This window comes from Saccharibacillus deserti, from assembly GCF_013618475.1.
GTDB lineage: Bacteria > Bacillota > Bacilli > Paenibacillales > Paenibacillaceae > Saccharibacillus > Saccharibacillus deserti.
This window is the reverse complement of the sequence record NZ_JABJVN010000002.1, coordinates 788,160-808,682: the sequence shown is the minus strand read 5'-3', so window position 1 is coordinate 808,682 and position 20,523 is coordinate 788,160. Positions and strand designations below refer to the sequence as shown.

21 protein-coding genes are annotated in these 20,523 nt (G+C 57.6%); 1 reads left to right on the top strand and 20 read right to left on the bottom strand.

Features of this window, described 5'->3' with window-relative positions; genetic code table 11:
* Positions 1–60 precede the first annotated feature (60 nt).
* The 19 genes from trmD to HOP44_RS09585 form a co-directional block, all read right to left on the bottom strand.
* On the bottom strand, positions 61–921 hold the full coding sequence (gene trmD / locus HOP44_RS09675; RefSeq protein WP_172252773.1) for a tRNA (guanosine(37)-N1)-methyltransferase TrmD: 861 nt from the start codon (positions 919–921) through the stop codon (positions 61–63).
* On the bottom strand, positions 921–1,454 hold the full coding sequence (gene rimM, locus HOP44_RS09670; protein ID WP_172252771.1) for a ribosome maturation factor RimM: 534 nt from the start codon (positions 1,452–1,454) through the stop codon (positions 921–923). The genes trmD and rimM overlap by 1 nt, the downstream gene beginning before the upstream one ends.
* A 180-nt stretch (positions 1,455–1,634) precedes the next feature.
* The gene (locus HOP44_RS09665) at positions 1,635–1,865 is read right to left on the bottom strand and encodes a KH domain-containing protein (RefSeq protein WP_172194419.1); all 231 of its coding nucleotides are present in this window, start codon (positions 1,863–1,865) and stop codon (positions 1,635–1,637) included.
* A gap of 23 nt (positions 1,866–1,888) precedes the next feature.
* On the bottom strand, positions 1,889–2,161 hold the full coding sequence (gene rpsP, locus HOP44_RS09660; RefSeq protein ID WP_037282436.1) for a 30S ribosomal protein S16: 273 nt from the start codon (positions 2,159–2,161) through the stop codon (positions 1,889–1,891).
* 64 nt (positions 2,162–2,225) lie between these two features.
* Positions 2,226–3,605: a signal recognition particle protein gene (ffh, locus tag HOP44_RS09655; protein ID WP_172252769.1), complete on the bottom strand. Its 1,380-nt coding sequence runs from the start codon at positions 3,603–3,605 to the stop codon at positions 2,226–2,228.
* A gap of 86 nt (positions 3,606–3,691) precedes the next feature.
* Entirely contained in the window at positions 3,692–4,048 is a 357-nt protein-coding gene (ylxM, locus tag HOP44_RS09650) for a YlxM family DNA-binding protein (protein WP_172252767.1), read from the bottom strand.
* 161 nt (positions 4,049–4,209) lie between these two features.
* Positions 4,210–4,851, bottom strand: coding sequence for a PAQR family membrane homeostasis protein TrhA (trhA, locus tag HOP44_RS09645; protein ID WP_172252765.1), 642 nt, complete (start codon positions 4,849–4,851; stop codon positions 4,210–4,212).
* A 189-nt stretch (positions 4,852–5,040) separates the two neighbouring features.
* Positions 5,041–6,054, bottom strand: coding sequence for a signal recognition particle-docking protein FtsY (ftsY, locus tag HOP44_RS09640; RefSeq protein ID WP_172252763.1), 1,014 nt, complete (start codon positions 6,052–6,054; stop codon positions 5,041–5,043).
* A 60-nt stretch (positions 6,055–6,114) separates the two neighbouring features.
* Positions 6,115–9,684 (bottom strand): chromosome segregation protein SMC, encoded by a 3,570-nt coding sequence (gene smc / locus HOP44_RS09635; RefSeq protein ID WP_172252761.1) that lies wholly within the window; start codon positions 9,682–9,684, stop codon positions 6,115–6,117.
* Positions 9,685–9,843: 159 nt separating this feature from the next.
* Positions 9,844–10,533, bottom strand: a complete 690-nt coding sequence (gene rnc / locus HOP44_RS09630) for a ribonuclease III (RefSeq protein WP_172252759.1) — start codon at positions 10,531–10,533, stop codon at positions 9,844–9,846.
* Positions 10,534–10,545: 12 nt separating this feature from the next.
* On the bottom strand, positions 10,546–11,790 hold the full coding sequence (fabF, locus tag HOP44_RS09625; protein ID WP_172252757.1) for a beta-ketoacyl-ACP synthase II: 1,245 nt from the start codon (positions 11,788–11,790) through the stop codon (positions 10,546–10,548).
* Between the two features lie 121 nt (positions 11,791–11,911).
* The gene (acpP, locus tag HOP44_RS09620; RefSeq protein ID WP_037282458.1) at positions 11,912–12,145 is read right to left on the bottom strand and encodes an acyl carrier protein; all 234 of its coding nucleotides are present in this window, start codon (positions 12,143–12,145) and stop codon (positions 11,912–11,914) included.
* A gap of 109 nt (positions 12,146–12,254) precedes the next feature.
* Positions 12,255–13,004 carry a 3-oxoacyl-[acyl-carrier-protein] reductase gene (gene fabG, locus HOP44_RS09615; RefSeq protein WP_172252755.1) on the bottom strand — a complete coding sequence of 250 codons (750 nt, stop codon included), beginning with the start codon at positions 13,002–13,004 and terminating at the stop codon, positions 12,255–12,257.
* Between the two features lie 21 nt (positions 13,005–13,025).
* Positions 13,026–13,961, bottom strand: coding sequence for an ACP S-malonyltransferase (gene fabD / locus HOP44_RS09610; protein WP_172252753.1), 936 nt, complete (start codon positions 13,959–13,961; stop codon positions 13,026–13,028).
* A 16-nt stretch (positions 13,962–13,977) separates the two neighbouring features.
* Positions 13,978–14,967 carry a beta-ketoacyl-ACP synthase III gene (locus HOP44_RS09605; protein ID WP_172252751.1) on the bottom strand — a complete coding sequence of 330 codons (990 nt, stop codon included), beginning with the start codon at positions 14,965–14,967 and terminating at the stop codon, positions 13,978–13,980.
* Positions 14,967–15,992, bottom strand: a complete 1,026-nt coding sequence (plsX, locus tag HOP44_RS09600; protein WP_172252749.1) for a phosphate acyltransferase PlsX — start codon at positions 15,990–15,992, stop codon at positions 14,967–14,969. Before plsX ends, HOP44_RS09605 begins: the two co-directional genes overlap by 1 nt.
* Positions 15,993–16,118: 126 nt before the next feature.
* Positions 16,119–16,691, bottom strand: a complete 573-nt coding sequence (gene fapR, locus HOP44_RS09595) for a transcription factor FapR (protein ID WP_172253045.1) — start codon at positions 16,689–16,691, stop codon at positions 16,119–16,121.
* 362 nt (positions 16,692–17,053) lie between these two features.
* On the bottom strand, positions 17,054–17,227 hold the full coding sequence (gene rpmF, locus HOP44_RS09590) for a 50S ribosomal protein L32 (RefSeq protein ID WP_018975076.1): 174 nt from the start codon (positions 17,225–17,227) through the stop codon (positions 17,054–17,056).
* A gap of 68 nt (positions 17,228–17,295) precedes the next feature.
* Positions 17,296–17,805: a YceD family protein gene (locus HOP44_RS09585; RefSeq protein WP_172252747.1), complete on the bottom strand. Its 510-nt coding sequence runs from the start codon at positions 17,803–17,805 to the stop codon at positions 17,296–17,298.
* A 305-nt stretch (positions 17,806–18,110) separates the two neighbouring features.
* Here HOP44_RS09585 and HOP44_RS09580 point away from each other — a divergent pair, with 305 nt between their 5' ends.
* Positions 18,111–19,352, top strand: a complete 1,242-nt coding sequence (locus HOP44_RS09580) for a tRNA(Met) cytidine acetate ligase (protein ID WP_172252745.1) — start codon at positions 18,111–18,113, stop codon at positions 19,350–19,352.
* On the opposite strand, the gene HOP44_RS09575 is transcribed toward HOP44_RS09580, so the two are convergent.
* Positions 19,339–20,454: a YlbL family protein gene (locus HOP44_RS09575; protein WP_343059827.1), complete on the bottom strand. Its 1,116-nt coding sequence runs from the start codon at positions 20,452–20,454 to the stop codon at positions 19,339–19,341. The genes HOP44_RS09580 and HOP44_RS09575 overlap by 14 nt on opposite strands.
* Positions 20,455–20,523 lie beyond the last annotated feature (69 nt).

Sequence of the window (20,523 nt, the reverse complement as noted above, 5' to 3'; positions counted from 1 at the left end):
AAAGAGCGCCGCAAATCCTGCGGCGCTCTGGGCATTTCTTTTGCCGGGTGAATCCGGTCTTTAATCGGTCGGGACCGAAGAAGCTTCTTCGCGTTTGAGTTCTTCCAGCCACTTTTGTTCCTGCTTCGTCAACGTCAGGCGATCGAGCAGCTCCGGGCGGCGCTGCAGGGTACGCCGCAGCGATTCGCGCCGACGCCAAGCTTCGATATGGGCGTGGTGTCCGGACAGCAGAACATCCGGGACCTGCATCCCCCGGAATTCGGTCGGCCGGGTGTAATGCGGATATTCCAGCAGTCCGGTGCTGAACGAGTCCGTGATCGCGCTGTTCTCGTTGCCGAGCACGCCGGGCAGCAGACGCACGGTACTGTCGATCATGACCATGGCGGGCAGTTCTCCGCCTGTGAGCACATAGTCGCCGATCGAAATTTCGTCCGTCACAAGTCCAATCCGGATACGCTCGTCATATCCTTCATAATGGCCGCAGATAAAAATAAGATGATCTTCCTGAGCAAACTCTTCCGCTTTCTTTTGGGTGAACGTCTCTCCCTGCGGACAAAGCAGAACGATCCGGGGCCGGGAACCCGAAGCGGCGGGAACGGATAACGATTTTTCAGACGCAGACGCGGCTGCCGGCGCTTCTCCCGGCTGAACCGCACTGGCCGAAACAGGTTTGTCCATCGCCGATTCGCTGCGGCTCAGCAGATCTTCGACCGCGGCAAAAATCGGCTCGGGCTTGAGCACCATGCCTCCGCCTCCGCCGTAAGGGGTATCGTCGACCTGTCCGTGCTTATTGGTGGAATAATCGCGGAAATTCACCGCCGACAGCTTCACCAAGCCTTTGTCTCTGGCTTTACCGAGAATACTGGCACCGAAGACGCCTTCGAACATTTCCGGAAACAAAGTGAGTACGTCGATCCGCATCAGTCAAGCAGTCCTTCCATGACTTCGATCCGTATCGTTTTTTCGGCAATATTGACGTCTTTCACGATATCTTCGATAAACGGAATCAGCAGCTCTTTGCCGCCTTTTGTTTTCACTACCCATACATCATTGGCGCCCGGCGTCAAAATATCGGTAATCAGACCCAGTTCTTCGCCTGTTTCGTTCAACACTTTGCAGCCCATGATTTCATGGAAATAATACGCATTTTCTTCGGCTTCGACCGCTTCGTCTTTCGGTACTTTGACGTCCCAGCCTTTGTATTTCTCAACCTGGTTGATGTTGTCGTAACCGTCCAGTTTGACGACATAAACATTCTTCTGCTCGCGGGAGCCTACGATTTTCACTTTCAGCATCGCTCCGTCTTCCGGAGAAATCAGCAGAAGCTGTTTGCCTTGGGCGAAACGGATTTCGGGAAAATCGGTAAACGGAAAAATTCTCAATTCTCCGCGTATGCCGTGCGTATTGGCAATCTTGCCTACACTCAAAAATTCGGGTTGGGTATTCGGATTCATGGTTGGGTTCTGTCCTTTCGGTTCTTGTCTGGAGTTTTCTTACATTATATAGGGGCGGCGTTAGCCGAGAAAGTCTTGACCATGTACGAAAAGGGGCTAGGAAGAAAACCTCCTAACCCCTTTTCGTATATCTTTAAGACCGGAGAGGCTTCGGATACGCTGCCGTACCGAACTCCCCCTTTAAGACTGGATATCCACGGTTACCCGCTTGTCCAGTTTGACTGCTGCCGATGCTACAACCGTACGCAGCGCCTTGGCGATCCGCCCCTGCTTCCCGATGATCTTGCCTACGTCATCGGGATGCACGGAAAGTTCGTATACGACCAAGGACTCTTTCTCTACGGTACGGACTGCAACATCTTCCGGATGATCGACCAGAGCTTTTGCGATAACCGCTACTAACTGTTCCACGTCAACCCCTCCGCGTCACTGTCTTATTTTTGCAGTTTGGATTCATGGAATTTCTTCATGATTCCGGCTTTGCTCAGCAGGTTGCGAACGGTATCGGACGCTTGCGCGCCGGTTTGCAGCCATGCCAATGCTTTTTCTTCGTTGATGCTTACTACTTGCGGTTCTGCGACCGGGTTGTAGTAACCAATCTCCTCGATAAAGCGTCCATCACGCGGGGAACGGGAATCCGATACCACGATACGATAGAAAGGAGCTTTATGAGCGCCCATACGCTTCAGACGAATGCGAGTTGCCACGAAAATCACCTCCTTCAAGAAATAAACTGCTTTAAGGCTTTATGCTAATCGCTTCACTTCCGGCTTAACGGAACGGGAAACGCATGCCCTTACCCATCTTTTGCATCTGTTTCATTGCTTTGTTCTTACCGCCGCCCTTAGGATCCATCATCCCCGAGAGCTGCTTCATCATCTTCTTCATCTCGTCGAACTGCTTGATCAAGCGGTTGACTTCGGCAAGCGAGGTTCCGCTGCCTGCCGCAATCCGCTTGCGACGGCTGTAGTTGATGATGTCCGGCGTCTGTTTCTCCACGCTCGTCATCGAGTGCACGATCGCTTCGATCCGGCCGACCTGCTTGTCATCGACTTTGAGGTCGGTCTTCTGTTTCATCTTGTTCATTCCCGGGATCATATCCATGATCTGATCCAGCGGGCCAAGCTGCTTGACCTGCTCCATCTGCTCGAGGAAATCGTCGAAGGTGAATTCCGCGTTGCGCATTTTGCGCTCCATTTCCTTCGCCTTGTTCTCGTCGATTCCGGCCTGCGCTTTCTCGATCAGCGACAGCATGTCGCCCATCCCGAGAATCCGCGAAGCCATCCGCTCCGGATGGAACGGCTCGAGCGCGTCCAGTTTCTCGCCGAGCGAGATAAACTTGATCGGACAGCCGGTCACCGCTTTGACGGACAATGCGGCACCGCCGCGTGTATCGCCGTCGAGCTTGGTCAGCACGACTCCGGTCAATGACAGCTGTTCGTTGAAGCTCTGGGCGACGTTGACGGCATCCTGACCGGTCATGGCATCCACGACCAGCAGCACTTCGTCCGGCTTCGTCTCCGTATGGATCTGCTTCAGCTCGTTCATGAGGTCTTCATCGATATGCAGGCGGCCTGCCGTATCGATGATCACGTAGTCATGGCCTTTGTCTTTGGCTTCCTGCAGGCCCTTGCGGGCGATCTCGACCGGACTGACCTGGTCGCCCAGCGAGAAGACCGGAACGTTCAGCTGCTCGCCGAGCACCTGAAGCTGTTTGATCGCCGCAGGGCGGTAAATATCGCCTGCGACCATCAACGGCCGGCTTCCCTGCTTCTGCAGCATTTTCGCAAGCTTGCCGGTCGTCGTCGTTTTACCGGCGCCCTGCAAACCGGCCATCATGATAACAGTTGGCGGCCGGGTATTTTTGTTCAGTTTGGACTGTGTGCCGCCCATCAGATCCGTCAGTTCTTTGTTGACGATATCGATGATGACCATGCCCGGCGTAAAGCTCTCGGTGACTTCCTTGCCGAGTGCTTTTTCTTTTACTTTGCCGATGAAGTCCTTGACGACCTTGAAGTTGACGTCCGCCTCCAGCAGAGCCAGACGCACTTCGCGCATCGCATCGTTGACGTCTTCTTCGGATACTTTGCCTTTGCCCCGAAGTTTGCCGAAAACGTTCTGCAGCCTTGTTGTCAATCCTTCAAATGCCATAGGTTCACCCCCGTTTCGATCACTTCTCTACTATTATATATCGAAAGGCATTCATTTATCGAATTCGCGGGATTGTGCTTGCTCCGCTACTCCAGAGCCTGCAGCTTCTCGGAAAGGACTCCGAGCGTCCGGCGCGTTTCTTCCGGCAGCTTGTCGTCGAAAGACAAAGCTTCCAGTTCCCGAATCGACTGCATTCGGCTCTCGTGCCGCTGCAGCAGTTCCAGCTTCGCTTCGTAATTCTCAAGCGTCTGTTCCGCCCGCTTGATATGCTCGTACACCGCCTGGCGGCTGATTTCGAATTCCGCAGCGATCTCGCCGAGCGAGAAGTCGTCATGGAAATAATACTTGAGAAAGGTCTGCTGTTTCTCCGTCAGCAATCGCTCGTAGAAAGCGAACAGCAGATTGATTCGATTCGTCTTTTCCAGACGATTGTCTTGGCTCATCCGGAATGCTCCTCTCGTCAAGGCGAAACACTTTACACATTGATCAACGTTCCCTATCATACCGAAAACAAAAGAAGATGTCAAGCGCTTGCGCTTAACATCTTCAAGGATTATTTAAATTCGATTTTCTACCTCGATGATCCGTTTATCCGAATAAGGAATTAAGGCAGCAGATACATCAAAATGCAGAAGAAATGCAGGATACTTCCCGTCAATACGAACAGATGCCAGATCGCATGATGGAACGGAAAAGCGCGCCATACATAGAAAACGGTACCCACGGTGTACATCAGGCCGCCTGCGACGAGCAGATGAATACCTCCCGCGGGAATCGCCTGGGTCAGCGCTCCCCATGCCAGCACGATCAGCCAGCCCATCAGCAGATAGAACAGCGTGGACATGAACAGGAACTTTTTCACGAAAAAGGCTTTGAACACCACGCCGCCGATTGCGATGCCCCATACGAGACCGAAGATTGTCCAGCCGAGCGTGCCGCGAACGGCGATCAGCATAAACGGCGTATACGTTCCCGCGATATAGAGATAAATGGAGGAATGGTCCATGAACTCGAAGAAGTCTTTCGCCTTCCCTTCACGGAAACTGTGCACGAGAGTCGAGCTTGTGTAGAGCAGCAGCATAGTAGCCCCATAAATGGTAAAGCTTACCACGTGCCAGGCATTGCCTTTTGCGACTGCAAAAGCAATCAGCAGAACCAGGGCGGCAATACTGAGCGCGGCTCCGATCCCGTGCGTAACGGCGTTGGCGACTTCTTCCCGGCGGGAATACGTATGCGTATTGGCCATGTAGACATTCCTCCTTTTTTAAAAATGAATTTTTTCACCGCAGCTGCGTTGTTTTCAGAAACATCATATTCCGATTATAACGGCTCCAGCCGCGGTTTTCCACTTCGGCTTCTGCATGCCGCGCCTGAAAACTGCGGAAAATCCGATATTGTCGGCGGCTTGTCACGGTTTGATCCCGGCATGCCCGCTTTATTCCGGCTGCTGCGGCTCTCCGTTTTCGTCTACCAGTTCTTCTTCGATCAGGCCGGCAAACAGCGCGTGGACAAACTGCTCCGAATCGAACTCCTGCAGATCGTCTACTTTCTCGCCGAGACCGACCAGTTTGACGGGAATATTCAATTCCTGACGGATCGCCACGACGATGCCGCCTTTGGCCGTGCCGTCGAGTTTGGTCAATACAAGCCCTGTTACGCCGCTTTTCTCGCCGAACAGCTTGGCCTGACTGAGTGCATTCTGTCCGGTTGTCGCGTCGAGTACCATAAGCACTTCATGCGGAGCGCCCGGAATCTCGCGCTGGATCACGCGGAAAATCTTGTTCAACTCGTCCATCAGGTTGCTTTTGTTCTGCAGGCGGCCGGCCGTATCGCAGATCAGCACGTCGGCGCGGCGCTGCTTGGCGGCCTGAACGGCGTCGTACATGACCGCAGCCGGATCGGAGCCCGGGTTCTGCTTGATGACTTCGACGCCCGTGCGGGTTCCCCAAACTTCAAGCTGCTCGATCGCGCCGGCACGGAACGTATCGCCTGCCGCGAGAAGCACCTTTTTGCCTTCGTTTTTGAATTTGTGCGCGAGTTTGCCGATCGTTGTCGTCTTGCCTACGCCGTTGACGCCGACAAACAAAATGACCGTAGGACCCTCCGCGCTCATGTTAAGAGAGTTGTCTTCTTCGCCGCGGAGCAGCTCGACCAGTTTCTCCGACAGCACGGGACGCAGTTCGCTGGCATCGTTCAGGCGGCGCTTTTTGACTTCGACGCGAAGATCGTCGATCAGTTCCATCACCGTATTCACGCCGACGTCCGCGCCGATCAGAATTTCTTCCAGTTCTTCGTAGAACTCTTCGTCGATCTTGCGCCGACGGACCATCAGACTGGAGACGCGTTCGACAAACCCTTTGCGCGTTTTCTCCAGACCGTCCTTGAACTGCTTGGTCACCGAATCGGTCTTGCCTGCAATGCTTTCTTTCAGTTTACGAAAAAAACTCATGCTTGATTGCCTCCAGTCGCGGGATATCCCCTTATCGTCTTTGCCGCAAACGGCACCGCTCTAAGCGATGCCGACTTCTTCGTCTTCCAAACGGACCGAGACCAGCTTGGATACGCCGCCTTCTTCCATCGTGACGCCGTACAGCACGTCCGCTTCCTCCATGGTACCTTTGCGATGGGTGACGACGATAAACTGCGTCTGCTCCGCAAACTCGCGCAAATACTGGGCAAACCGCGTCACGTTCGCTTCGTCGAGCGCCGCTTCCACTTCGTCCAGCACACAAAACGGCACCGGTTTGACATGCAAAATGGCAAATAGCAGCGCCATCGCCGTCAGCGCCCGTTCTCCCCCGGACAGCAGCTGCAGATTTTGCAGCTTTTTGCCCGGCGGCTGGGCGACGATATCGATGCCTGTTTCCAGCAGGTGTTCCGGATCAAGCAGCACCAGATCGGCCCGGCCTCCGCCGAACAGCTTGGAGAATACCGTCCCGAACTGACGACGGATCGCATCGAACGTCGTTTTGAAGCGTTTGGACATTTCTTCGTCCATCTCGCGGATCACCAGATACAGCTGCGCTTTGGCTTCCATCAGATCGTTTTTCTGCTCGCTCAGGAATTCGTAGCGTTCGCTGACCCGCTCATATTCTTCGATCGAACCCAGGCTGACTTCGCCGAGCAGCGTAATCTTGCGTTTGATCTCGCGCACATCGAGCCGTGCCGCTTCCGGATCTTCCGGCAGTTCGTAGCGCTGCTTGGCCAATTCGTATCCGATCGCATAGTCTTCGGTCAGTTTCTGCAGCGTATTTTCCAGCTCCACGTCCAGACGCGCCGCCTGAATCTCGGTATGCCGGATCTGTTCTTCAACGGCTTTGAGCTCGCTGCGCTGTTTATGCGTCTCGTTCTCCCGCTCTTCCAGCTTCCGCTGGCGTTCCACGCGGTCCAGCCGTTTTTCTTCGAGACGTTCCTGCGTGCTGCTCTTCAGCTCTTTGGCTTCCCGAAGCTCGCGGACATGCTCTTCGGCGTCCCGGCGGTTTGCGGCCAGCTCCGCTTCCGCGGCGCGCAGCATTTTGCGGCGGTCGGCCAGTTGGTTCGAGAAGGTGCCCGTTTCTTCGCCAAGTCGGCTCTGCCGTTCTTCGAGCGAAGCCGTTTCCTGGATCAGCCGGCTTTCCCGGACGCGCAGTTCGGTCAGTTTGCCCTGAAGCTCTTCCTTGGCCGACTCGCCGGCTTTGCGCGCAAACTCCGCGGCTGCGATCGACTGGCGCACCGCAGCTTCTTCGGCTTCCAGCTCCTTGAGCTTTTCTTCCGCTTTTTGACGGCTCTGCCCGGCGTTCTCCAGCTCTTCGTGGTACCCCGAGCGTTCTTCCCCGTGCAGCGCAAACTGTTCGTTCACGTGGCGCAGGCCGTGTTCGGTCTGTTTCAGCTCGCCGTCCAGACGCTGCTGGTCGGCGCGCAGAGCGTCGCCGCTTTCGCGCAGTGCCGACAAGCGTTCTTCGCTCTGCACGGCCAGCGCGCCGTTCTCCCGCTCCTCGCGCACAAAGCGCGCAATCTCGCGTTCGCTTTCCGCAATTTCGCGCTCCAGCTGTTCCAAGGCGCGTTTGCGTCCCAGCAGGCTGCTGCCGCGCCGGTTCTGACTGCCCCCGGTCATGGAGCCGCCGGCATTGACTACATCGCCGTCGAGCGTCACGACGCGGTAGCGGTAATTCAGACGCGAAGCGATGCCGTTGGCATCTTCAAGCGTCTGAGCCACGACAAGACCGCCGAGCAGGCTGCCGACAATACCGGCATACCGTTCGTCGGCTTCGACCAGCTCCGCTCCGATCCCGACAAAACCCTGCGCACCGGCAGCGGCGCGTTTGTCGCTGTCCGACATATGCCGCGGCCGGATAACGTCCAGCGGCAGGAAAGTCGCACGGCCAAGCTGACGCTGTTTCAGATACCCGATCGCTTTGCGCGACAGCGCTTCGTTCTCCATCACGATATGCTGCAGCGAAGCGCCAAGCGCCGTTTCGATCGCCGTTTCCACCTGCTGCGGCACGCGAATCAGTTCCGCTACCGCTCCGTGCACGCCTTCGAGCTGACGGCCGCGCGAAGCTTTCAGCACTTCTTTGACCCCGACCATGAAGCCTTCGAAATCTTCCTGCATCTCCTGCATGGTATCCCGCCGGGACACCAGCGCTTCGCGTTTCTGCTCCCATTTGCGGGCCGACGAAGAACTGTCCGCCGCGTTTTTTTGCAGCGTATGCAGTTTCTCGCTTTCTTCGATGTACGAGCGGCGCAGTTCCGCGATTTCGGCCGCTGCCCGGTCCAGGGCGGCTTTGCGCTCGGCATGTTCTTGATCCAGGCGCTTCTTCTCCGTCTCCCAGCGGCCGGATTCTTCGTTCACCCGGTTCATCCGGCGCATGACGCCTTCCTTCTGCTGGTCGGCATAACGGATTTCGTTGCGGGTCTGCGCCATCTTGTTCATGAGCTCGAGCAGATCGCCTTTGAGCGATTCTTCCTGCTCGTGGCTGATGCCTTCGGTAACGCCTGTCAGTTTGGCTTGTTCGGCCGACAGTTCGGTCTGGAGATGTTCAAGCTCCAAACGGGCCGCGTTAAGTTTGTTCTGCACAAACAAGCTCTCCTGCTTGCGCTGGTCGAAACGTTCGCCTTCATTCTCGATCGCCTCGGCCAGCTGCTCCCGGGATTGTTCCAAATTGCGGCGCCGTTCTTCGAGCAGCTGCGCATAACCTTCCGACTTCTCGAAAAGCTCGCTGTAGCGCAGAAGGCGGTTCTGAAGTTCTTCAATCTCGTCTTCCACCGCGCGCAGGACCTGACGGTCGCTGTCGAGTGTACGGTCGTGCTCGTCAACCACTCCCGCCAGCCGTTCGCGCTGACGTTCGAAAGCCGCCAGCTTTTCCGAGGCGGCTGTCCAGGCTTCGTGGATTTCACCGATCTGATAAACGAAAAGAGCGATCTCCTTGTCTTGGAGTTCTTCCTTGAGCTCTTTGTAGCGCCGCGCTTTTTCCGCTTGTGCTTTGAGCGGTCCGATCTGGTCTTCCAGCTCGGTAACCAGGTCGTGGATACGCAGCAGGTTCTGCTCGGTATCGGCAAGCTTGCGGTTGGCTTCTTTCTTGCGCGATTTATATTTGACGATACCCGACGCTTCTTCAAAAATCCCCCGACGATCTTCGGAACGCGTACTGAGAATCTCTTCGATTCGCCCTTGCCCGATGATCGAATAGGCTTCTTTGCCGATGCCGGTATCCATAAACAGTTCCGTAATGTCTTTCAGTCGGCACGGCTGCCGGTTGATCAAATACTCGCTGTCTCCGCTGCGGTGAACGCGCCGCGTGACCGTTACCTCGGCAAAATCCAGCGGCAGCACCTGATCTTCGTTGTCCAGCGTCAGCGAAACTTCGCCGTAATTCACCGCTTTGCGCGAATCGCTGCCGGCGAAGATGATATCTTCCATCTTTCCGCCGCGCAGGCTTTTGGCGCTTTGCTCCCCCAATACCCAGCGGATACCATCGGAAATATTGCTTTTTCCGCTTCCGTTCGGACCGACGACCGCGGTAATGCCGCGGACGAATTCCATTTCCGTTTTGTCGGCGAACGATTTGAATCCGGCGAGTTCGATCCGTTTCAGATACATGACCGTCGCTCACCTCCCCTTCCTGTTGATCCTGTCTGTCTATTGTTATCGGCGGGAAACGCTTTTTCCTTTTACAACGAAAAAGAGCAAAAAGCGGCACGGGCAGATTCGGACATCCCGTTGTGAAGCTTGCGGCCGCTCTTTGCTCTTTTTTTGTAGCTACAGTTTCAGCGTTTCCAGCGCCGCAGCCGCGGCCTGCTGCTCGGCTTCCTTTTTGGAACGTCCGTTTCCGCGACCCAAACTGCGTTCGCCCATATACACTTCCGACACAAACTCGCGTTCGTGTGCCGGACCGCGCTCTTCGACAATCCGGTATTCAAGCACGCCGAGATTGTGATGCTGGGTCAGTTCCTGAAGCTCTGTTTTGAAATCGCTCATCTGCAGCTTGCCGTCCCAGGCCACCTGCGGGAATACGTAACGGTCGAGGAACCCCCGAACCTCCTCCAGGCCCTGATCGAGGTAAAGCGCGCCCACGAACGATTCGAACACGTCCGCGAGCAGCGCCGGACGGCTGCGGCCGCCCGTCAATTCTTCTCCCTTGCCAAGCAGTACATAAGCGCCGAAATTCAGTGCTTCCGCGAACTTGACCAGCGAAGGTTCACATACGATCGCCGCGCGCAGCTTGGTCAGTTCGCCTTCGGGCCGGCCAGGGAAACGATTGTAGAGAAATTCCGATACCGTCAGCTCGAGTACCGCGTCGCCCAAAAATTCGAGCCGCTCATTGTCATGATGCTGACTGAACCGGTGTTCGTTCACATACGACGCATGCGTGAAAGCTTGTTTAAGCAGAGGCTTATCCGCAAACTGGACTCCTAGTTTCTGCTGCAGTTGTTTCAGATCTCCGCTCAACGTCCCGGCTCCTTACGCTTCGAATTTTTTGAGAATAACGGAAGCGTTGTGGCCTCCGAACCCGAACGAATTGGACATGACAACCTTTAAATCCGCTTTGCGCGCCGTGTTCGGCACGTAATCGAGGTCGCATGCTTCGTCCTGGTTTTCAATATTGATGGTTGGCGCCATGATCTGGTTGTCCAAGGACAGCGCGCAGATCACCGCTTCCACGCCGCCTGCCGCGCCGAGCAGATGCCCGGTCATCGATTTGGTCGAGCTGACCGCCACTTTGTAAGCGTGATCGCCGAGCGCCATCTTGACGGCCTTCGTCTCCGACAGATCGCCTGCCGGCGTCGAAGTGCCGTGCGCGTTGATGTAATCCAGATCTTCCGGCTGCAGATTCGCGCTCTTGAGCGCCATCTTCATGCAGCGTGCCGCGCCGTCCGGATCCGGGTCGGTCATATGGTGCGCATCCGCGCTCAGTCCGTAGCCAACCACTTCCGCGTAGATATGCGCGCCGCGTGCCTGGGCATGTTCCAGCGATTCCAATACGAAAACGCCGGCGCCTTCGCCCATGATGAATCCGTCGCGGTCTTTGTCGAACGGACGGCTCGCTTTGGACGGATCTTCGTTGCGGGTCGACATGGCGCGCATCGCGCAGAATCCGGCAAGTCCGGTCGGACGGATCGTCGCTTCCGCACCGCCGCAGATCATCGCATCGGCATCGCCGCGCGCGATCAGCTTGAACGAATCGCCGATCGAATGCGTACCGGTCGCACAGGCCGTAACGACCGAAGTGTTCGGTCCTTTGGCACCCAGCTTGATCGATACGTCGCCGGAACCCATGTTCGCGATCATCATCGGGATGAAGAACGGACTCACCCGTTTAGGTCCTTTTTGCAGCAGCGTCGTAAACTGGTCTTCCCACGTACCGAGACCGCCAATACCGGAACCGACGATAACGCCGATCCGTTCCGCTTCGACGGTGTCGCCGATCTTCAGGCCGCTGTTCTCCAGCGCCTGCGTAGAAGCCGCATAAGCGAACTGCACGTAGCGGTCCATTTTGCGCGCTTCCTTGCGTTCTACATAATCTTCGGGATTGAAGTCGTGAATCTCCGCGGCAATCTGCGTCGGATACTCGCTGACGTCGAAGCTCTCGATTTTCGAGATACCCGATTTGCCCGCGAGCAAACTGTTCCAAAACGTTTCCACGTCCTTGCCGAGGGAAGTCACGACTCCCATACCGGTAACGACGACTCTGTGCTGCTGTTCCATAGGGGTCACCTCTATATTTGCGAAACCCGTTTCCGGGATCATCTGATTTATTGTTCCATAATGAAGGAGAAGTCCCGAGCCGGCTTTGTGAAAAAGCGCGGAGCGGGACTCTTAAACGCCCTTAGGTATGCGATTGTATGTAGCTTACAACGTCACCTACGGTCGTGATTTTCTCTGCGTCTTCGTCAGAGATTTCCAGGTCGAACTCGTCTTCCAGCTCCATTACCAATTCAACCACGTCGAGCGAGTCCGCTCCGAGATCTTCCTTGAAAGAAGCCGTTGGCGTAACTTCCGCTTCGTCGGCGCCAAGGCGGTCCACGACGATGCGCGTTACGCGCTCCATTACATCAGACATCCGATTCACCTCCTCTTCAAAAGGTATTATACGAGAAGCTCCGCCAAAATGCCACTGTTTGCGGCAGGGGACCCAAAACAAGACGTTTACAGCCCCTGCCAGCGATGGTTTACATATACATGCCGCCGTCGACATGGAGAACTTGTCCCGTCATGTACGAGGCGTCGGGCGAAACAAGAAAAGCGACGGCCGTCGCGACTTCCTCCGGACGGCCGAGACGGTTCAGCGGGATTCCCGCGAGCAGTCCCTGTTTGATCTCGTCAGGCAATACATCGGTCATATCCGTGTCGATAAAGCCGGGAGCCACACAGTTTACGGTGATTCCCCGGCTGCTGAATTCGCGTGCGCAGGATTTGGTCATCCCGATTACGCCCGCTTTGGCGGCCGTGTAGTTGACCTGGCCGGCATTGCCGATCGCGCCGACCACGGACGAGATATTGACGATTCTGCCCGAACGCTGCTTCATCATCGGCCGGGTTACGGCTTTGATGCAGTTGAACACGCCTTTGAGATTCGTTTCGATCACGTCGTCGAATTCTTCTTCTTTCATGCGCATCACCAGGTTGTCCCGGGTGATTCCCGCATTGTTGATCAAAATGTCGACACTGCCGAATTCGGCGGATACCGCTTTGACCAGTTCTTCCGCTTCGGCGCTTTTGCCCACGTTCGCTTGGAAAGCGGCGGCTTTGACGCCGAGCGCTTCCAGTTCGCGGACCACTTCGAGCGCCGAAGCTTCGTTGCCGGCGTAATTGACCGCGACGTTGGCGCCGCGGCGGCCCAGTTCGAGCGCAATTGCCCGGCCGATGCCGCGCGAAGCGCCCGTTACGAGAGCGTTTTGTCCTTTGATTGGCTGCTGCATGTTAACCTCCTGCTTCGTCGTTTATGCCAGAGCTTCGGCCAGCGCATCCGCGTTTTCGAGGCTGTTCACGCTGAAGATGCGCACGGATTTATCGATTTTTTTGATCAGGCCGGCCAGAACGCTGCCCGGTCCGATCTCGACAAAGGTATCGACGCCTTCGCCGATCAGCCACTGCACGCTGTCTTCCCACAATACGGGAGAATACACCTGGCTGACAAGCGACTGCCGCAGCGCCTCCGCACCGTCGACCGGACGGGCGCTGACGTTGGCGACGACAGGAAGCGTTCCTTCATGGAAAACAACGTCCGCAAGCTTGCCGCCGAGCCGTCCGGCCGCTTCCTTCATCAGCGACGAATGGAACGGTCCGCTGACTTCGAGAGCGATCGCGCGTTTCGCGCCGGCTTCTTTGACCCGGGCGCTCAACGCTTCGACGCCTTCGGCCGATCCGGAAACCACGATCTGCCCCGGGCAGTTCAGGTTTGCCGGTTCGACAACCGTGCCCGCCGCCGAGATTTCCGCGCACAGTTCGGAAAGCTTGTCGCGATCCGCGCCGAGCACGGCTGCCATGGCGCCTTGTCCGCCCGGGACCGCGGCTTCCATGAACTGTCCGCGGGCGCGAACGATCGATACCGCGTCTTCGAACGACAGAACGCCCGCCGCAGCCAGTGCGCTGTATTCGCCCAGGCTGTGGCCGGCCGCATAATCGGCCCGGATGCCTTTAGCTTTGACCGCTTCAAGCAAAGCGAGACTTGCCGTCAGCAGAGCCGGCTGCGTGTTCGCCGTCTGTTTGAGTTCTTCGGCCGGTCCGTCGAAGACCAGCTTCGTCAGTTCGAAACCGAGCGTACGGTCCGCGGCCTCGAACAGTCCGCGGGCTTCGGGAAGGGCGTCGTAGACGTCTTTTGCCATTCCTACGCTTTGCGCGCCCTGTCCGGGAAATACGAATGCGATTTTACCCATTGTACATGCTCCTCTCTTACCAGACCAGGGCCGCTCCGCCCCAGGTCAGACCGCCGCCGAAGCCGACCATCACGACCCGGTCGCCTTCCTTGATCCGGCCTTGTTCGTAAGCTTCGACCAGCGCCAGCGGAATCGAAGCCGCCGACGTATTGGCGTACTTGTCCACGTTGATCATCACGCGGTCTTCCGACAGATCGAGTCTCTGCATCGCGGACTGGATAATCCGGATGTTCGCCTGGTGCGGAATAAACAGATCGATATCGTCTTTGGTCATGTCCGCTTTGCGCAGCACTTCCTCGGTTGCCGAACCCATAACGCGCACCGCGAATTTGAACACGTCGCGTCCGTTCATTTGAATGAAATGCTGGCGCTGGTCGATCGTCTCCTGCGAAGCCGGCAGACGGGAACCGCCCGCAGCCTGCTTGAGCAGACCTCCGCCCGCGCCTTCGGCACCCAGATCGAACGATTGGAAGCCCCGGCCTTCCGGAACTTCGCCCAGAATAACGGCGCCCGCGCCGTCGCCGAACAGCACGCAGGTGTTGCGGTCGGTGTAATCGGTAATGCGCGACAGCGTATCGGCGCCGATGACGAGCGCATTATCGTACATCCCGTTCTGGATAAACCCGGTTGCCGCGGCCAAACTGTAGACAAAGCCCGAGCAGGCCGCGCCCAAGTCGAAAGCGGCCGCTTTTTTGGCACCCAGCTTGTCCTGCAGAATGCAGGCCGTCGAAGGGAAAGACGTGTCCGGCGTTACCGTCGCCACGACGATCAGGTCCAACTGATCGGCCGTCATGCCGGCCGACTCCAGCGCACGGACTGCCGCTTCGTAAGCCAGATCGGATGTCGCCTGCTCGGGAGCCGCGATATGGCGCTCGCGGATTCCCGTGCGGCTGACGATCCATTCGTCGTTCGTGTCTACCATTTGTTCGAGCTCCGCGTTGCCCAGAATTCGCTCCGGTACGTATTTGCCCGTTCCGATTACGCCGACCGGTCGTAAGTTCTTCATTAATCCGTCACTCTCTTCCCGCTGATTTGCTGATTTGCCTGTTCCATACTTTCCGAGATGCTTGATACCAGGCGATGCTCGATAGCCGTTCTCGCCTGTCTTACCGCGTTCTTGATCGCTTCGGCATCCGAAGAACCGTGCGCTTTGATGACAAGCCCGTTCAAGCCGAGCAGCGGAGCGCCGCCGTGCTCTTTGTAATCCATTTTCGATTTAAGGCCGCGCAGTTGGGGCATGACGAGTGCCGCGCCGATCTTCGCTTTGAACGAAGAAGTCAGTTCCTGCTTCAGCAGCTTGAACACGGCTCCCGCCGTACCTTCGAGCGATTTGAGCAAAATGTTGCCCGCGAACCCGTCGCAGACGAGCACATCGCAAACGCCGTCCAGAATATCCCGAGCTTCGACATTGCCCACAAAATGGATCGGCAGGTCCGACAGAAGCGGGAATGCCGCTTTGGTGAGTTCGTTGCCTTTGCCGGGTTCCGTTCCCACGTTCAGCAGGCCTACCCGCGGACGTTCGATGCCGTGCACTTTCTCGCGGTACAAGCTGCCCATCAGCGCGTACTGCGCCAAATGTTCGGGCTTGGCATCCATATTGGCGCCAAGATCAAGGGCAAGCGTGCCGCGGCCGCTCGTATCGAGTGTCGGAATCATCGGCGCGAGCGCCGGACGTTCCACGCCGTTCATGCGTCCCACGACAAGAAGTCCCGTCGTCATGAGCGCTCCCGTATTGCCTGCGGAGATCATCGCGTCGGCGATGCCTTCCTTGACCATGCGGCCGGCCACGACCATCGAAGCGTCTTTCTTGCGGCGAACGGCCTTGACCGGTTCGTCGTCGCCCGAGATGACTTCTTCCGCATGGACGATTTGAAGATTGGGCAGACCTTGTCCGATCAGCGGCGCAAGTTTCACTTCGTCCCCGACAAGCTTGATCGTAATGTCGCTCCACTCCGCCGCGGCGGCAAGCGCTCCCGCCGCCGTACTTGCCGGCGCGTGATCGCCGCCCATGGCGTCTATTGCTATAATCATTTAAGCGTCCTCCCCGTGCATCTTCTGCATACCGTGCTGCATTGACCGCTATCCCTATTTTCCTATTGAAGAAAAACCGCGCGTCCACACGGCAGGCCGCACCCGGATAACGCCTTCTTGGACCGTTTACCGGTTCTTGTCGTCGGACCGGTAAACGATAAAATTCCCTTGAAAGACCATTTCTTCGCCGACATAGGACAGGACTTCGACCTTGGCCCTGCCCGCTTTGCCCGGACTGCTCCGGACATAGGCTTTGGCGATGCATTTCTCGCCGAGATGAATAGGCCGGACGAAACGCAGATCCGCCGAGGCGGTCAAAGCGATTTCGTCGTTGATGACGGCGACGGCGAGCGAGTTGGCCTGGGCAAAAATATGATGACCGCGCGCGATCTGCGTGCGGCTGAATACGTGTTCGTCACGGATTTCGAAGATCGAAATACCGCTCTTGTCGAGTTGAAGGTCGATAATATCTCCGATGACTTCTTCCGCAGCCAGCGACCGCACCTGATCGTAAGACCGTTCCGCCATCAGCTTCATCCGCTCGCGGAGTTCGGGAATCCCGAGCTCCATCCGGTCGAGACGGATCGTCTGAATGCTGACTTTGAGACGTCGGGTCAGTTCGCGGTCGGTTACGAACGGATTCTCGTCGATCAGCTCGACGAGTTTCTGCTGGCGCTGACGTTTCGGTAAACGTTCGATGCCGCTCTCCCCCTTGTGCCGGCGCCCGCTGCGCCGCGCATTCCGTAAGCCGCCTTGTAAGGCTTGGGCCCGACCGCCGCAGCGCGCTGCGCTTCCGGCAGTTGGGTCTGATCCGAATAATGAGCGCCCGCTTCCGGGCCGCTTCCCCTTTGAAACCTCTTTCGCGAAGGCCGCGCAATCGGGTGCGCTTCTTATGTAGGTCCGCCGCCAAAGTTTTTTTAGAACCTGGTACTAACCGCTAGTATAAATCATTCTGCCCGAAAAGGAAAGGGGGACCGTTCAACGATGACTTCCCGCCCGCGCAGAATCGCCCGTCCGCACAAAAAAAGTCCCGCCGGGCGGCGGGACTTTCCTGCTGATGCTTATTGAGAAATAACTTCTCTGGACTTGTAAGTTCCGCAAACTTTGCACACGTGGTGAGCCAATTTCAGCTCTCCGCATTGTTCGCACTTCACCATGCCCGGCACCGCCAGCTTGAAATGCGTGCGACGCTTGTCGCGGCGCGTCTTGGACGTTCTCCGTTGAGGTACTGCCATGTTTAACACCTCCTTATTCAAGTCAACCGGCCCGAAGGCCGGATGTTTCTGTGTGACAGCCTGTGCGCTTACTTAAAGAAATCTTTGAGCCCGGCAAGCCGGGGGTCGATTACCGTATTGTCGCAGCCGCAGGCCGTTTCGTTCAGATTCGTTCCGCAGGTCTGGCAGAGTCCTTTGCAGTCCTCTTTGCAGAGCGGCGTGTTGGGCACGCCCAGCGTCACATACTCTTCCAGATACGGCGTCAGCTCGAAAACGTCGTCGTCCGCGAGGATCATATCCTCGTCGTCTTCAAGGTCCGCTTCATCTTCCGCCCGCTTCTTGAACCGCTCTTCGAATTGAAGATTCAATCCGATATGGGCGGGTTCCAGACACCGCGAGCAAACCATGTCCAACTGCCCCTTCAGCGTCCCGCTTACGCCCACTGTTCCGTCGAGCGACGGCACTGCCGTCAAATCGGCTTGAACGGGAGAAGCGGAGAGCACATCCGTACGCCCCTGGATCGATTGTTCGATCGGCACACTGCCTTCCAAACGAACCGGTTCACCGTTTTGAATCGTTCTGCGCAAATGCAGACGCATATTCATCACTCCAAACAAACAAAGTTATTATATCGACTTCACTTCGGTTTTGTCAACTGTCAGTCAAGTATTTTTCATTTACGCCCTTTTCGGTACGCGGCGCGGCTTGGAGAGACATTTCGCTCTTTCGCCGGAGCTTTTGCGCGTGTAAGCTAGGAGAAGTCTTGCCCGATGCCCCCTGAATCCGGGCGTTATCGAACGTCTTCCCGTTCGCAGCGTAAAAAAAGCACGCCGGTCGATACCGGACGAAGTTTTATTCTACCATATATTTTCTGTCTTGTTAAGAGAGGAGACGCGATCTTTATATGAAAACAGTCGGAATGGTCGTCGAATACAACCCGTTTCATAACGGGCACCGGCTGCATCTGCAGCGATCCCTGGAGGTTTCGGGCGCGGAAGCTTCCGTAGCCGTCATGAGCGGCGCGTTCATGCAGCGCGGCGAACCGGCGCTGCTGTCCAAGCGCGCCCGGACCGAAACGGCGTTGGCCGCCGGAATCGACCTGGTGCTGGAACTGCCGGTTGTGTACGCGCTGCAGCACGCGGAATGGTTCGCTTTCGGTGCCGTTTCGCTGCTGGAGGCCTCGGGCGTCGTCGACAGCCTCTGCTTCGGCAGCGAAAGCGGCGAGATCGCGCCGCTGCAGGATCTGGCTTCGCGCATGCAGGCCGGCGAATCCCCGGCCCTGCGCGAAGCGCTGCATCAGGCCCTCGGCGAGGGCCTGAGCTACCCGGCCGCCTACGCCAGGGCGGCCTTGGCGCAGGGCGGCGGCGATTCCGCCGCGGCCGCCCTGCCGGGCAATCCGAACGATACGCTCGGATTGCAGTACGTGCTTGCGCTGCGCCGGCTCGCAAGCGGCATTGCGCCGCTGGCCGTGCGGCGCGAACAGGCCGGCTACCACGATGCCGGCCTGCCCGCGGGCGGATCGATCGCAAGCGCCACCGCGGTGCGGGCGTCGCTTGCACGGGGCGCAAGCGGCATCGAAGATGCCGCTCCCTACCTGCCCGCCTCCTCGCTGCGCGTGCTCCGGCGCGAAGCCGCAGCCGGAAGGATGCTGGCTTCCGGCTGGGAGGCGCTGGCGCAGCCTCTACTGGCCGCGCTGATCACGCGCGCGCCGGAAGAACTTGCCCTCGTCCCGGGGATGGTCGAGGGCCTGGAGCACCGCATCGCCGCCGCGCTGCCGCGCCTGCCCGTTCCGGGCGTCGAGGCGCTGCTCGCCGCGATCAAGACCAAGCGCTATACGCGCACCCGCCTGCAGCGGCTGCTGGCGCACGCGCTGCTCAACCACCGCGGCCCCCTGTTCGGCCGCGACAGCCTCGCCCGCGGACCGCAGTATATCCGCGTGCTCGGCTTCTCGCCGAAAGGCCGCCAGCTGCTCAAAACCATGAAAAAAACGGCGAAGCTTCCGGTCGTCGTTCGCCCTGCGGACTTTCCGCATCCGCAGCTTGAACTCGATATCCGGGCTTCCGCCGTTCAGGCTTCCGCTTTCCCATCTCCCGACATACGGGAGATGTACGCCGATTATTATGCGCCGCCGGTCACGGTATTCTGACCGGCATATCGTCGATATAATCCAGCGCATCCTGCAGGGTGTCGACCGAGACCAGCGTCATGGCCGAGTCCGTCTCCTGCACTTTTTTTTCGGCGGCTTCGTAATTTCCGGCGGGAACGAAGAACAGGTCGGCGCCTTTGCGCTCCGCCGCCACGATTTTGTGCTGCACGCCGCCGATCTCGCCTACGGTGCCGTCCGATTTGATCGTCCCCGTTCCCGCTATCCGGTGACCGCGCGTCAGATCGCCGGGGGTCAGCTGGTTGTAGATCTCGAGCGTGAACATCAGTCCCGCCGACGGACCGCCGACACGGGTCTGCGTAAATTCCACCTCGTCCGCCGGATCGTCCGGATCGATCCGCATCACTTCGCCTGTCGAGACGCCGAAACCGGGACGCACCGTGCCGTCTTCGCCCGGAATGCCGACAAGTTTGACCGCCTGCTCCACAGCGATGCCTCCGCGTTCCAGCGTTACGTTGACCGTATCGCCGGCCGAATACGTTTCCAGCAAACCGCGGAGTCCGTCGAGGGTGGACACTTTCTTGCCGTCCACCCGGACGATCTTGTCGCCGGCCACAAATTCCTTCTGCTGCGGATCCCGGTCGGGAACCGTCGTGATAAACACGTATTCCGTTTCCACGTCGAACGGAACGCCCGCTTCCCGGTAAGCCGCGGCAACCGCCGAAGATTGCGAAGAATTCATGTAATACTCCTGCGTGATCCGGTATTCGTCGTCGTCCTGATCGGTGTTTCTTTTGCCGATATCGGCGTCGTGGTCGAGCAGGGACAATCCGAGCAGCGCCAGATTGGCGTACGTCACGGAGACGGTGGTCATCATGAACGAGCCGTTTTCTTCCGGGTCGGCCCCGCTTACGCGAACCATCGGTTTAATCTCGTCCGCGCTGCCCGGCCGCTCGATCGTATAAGGCGTCGGCATATACACCGACACATAGACGAGCAGGGCGACACACAGCAAATAAGCCAGCGTCCGAAAGCGCGGCAGTCTGAAACGCAGCATAATGATCGTTCCCCTTTTCGGCTTATACGCAAACAGGCCGCCGCCGCTAAGCGCCAGGCAGCCTGTTTGCTTTTTATTGATCGGCACGCGGGTCGGTTTCCCGTTTCCTTCAATCCGGCCGACAGGCCGCCGTGCTTCTTCGCGGCCTGTCGGTCT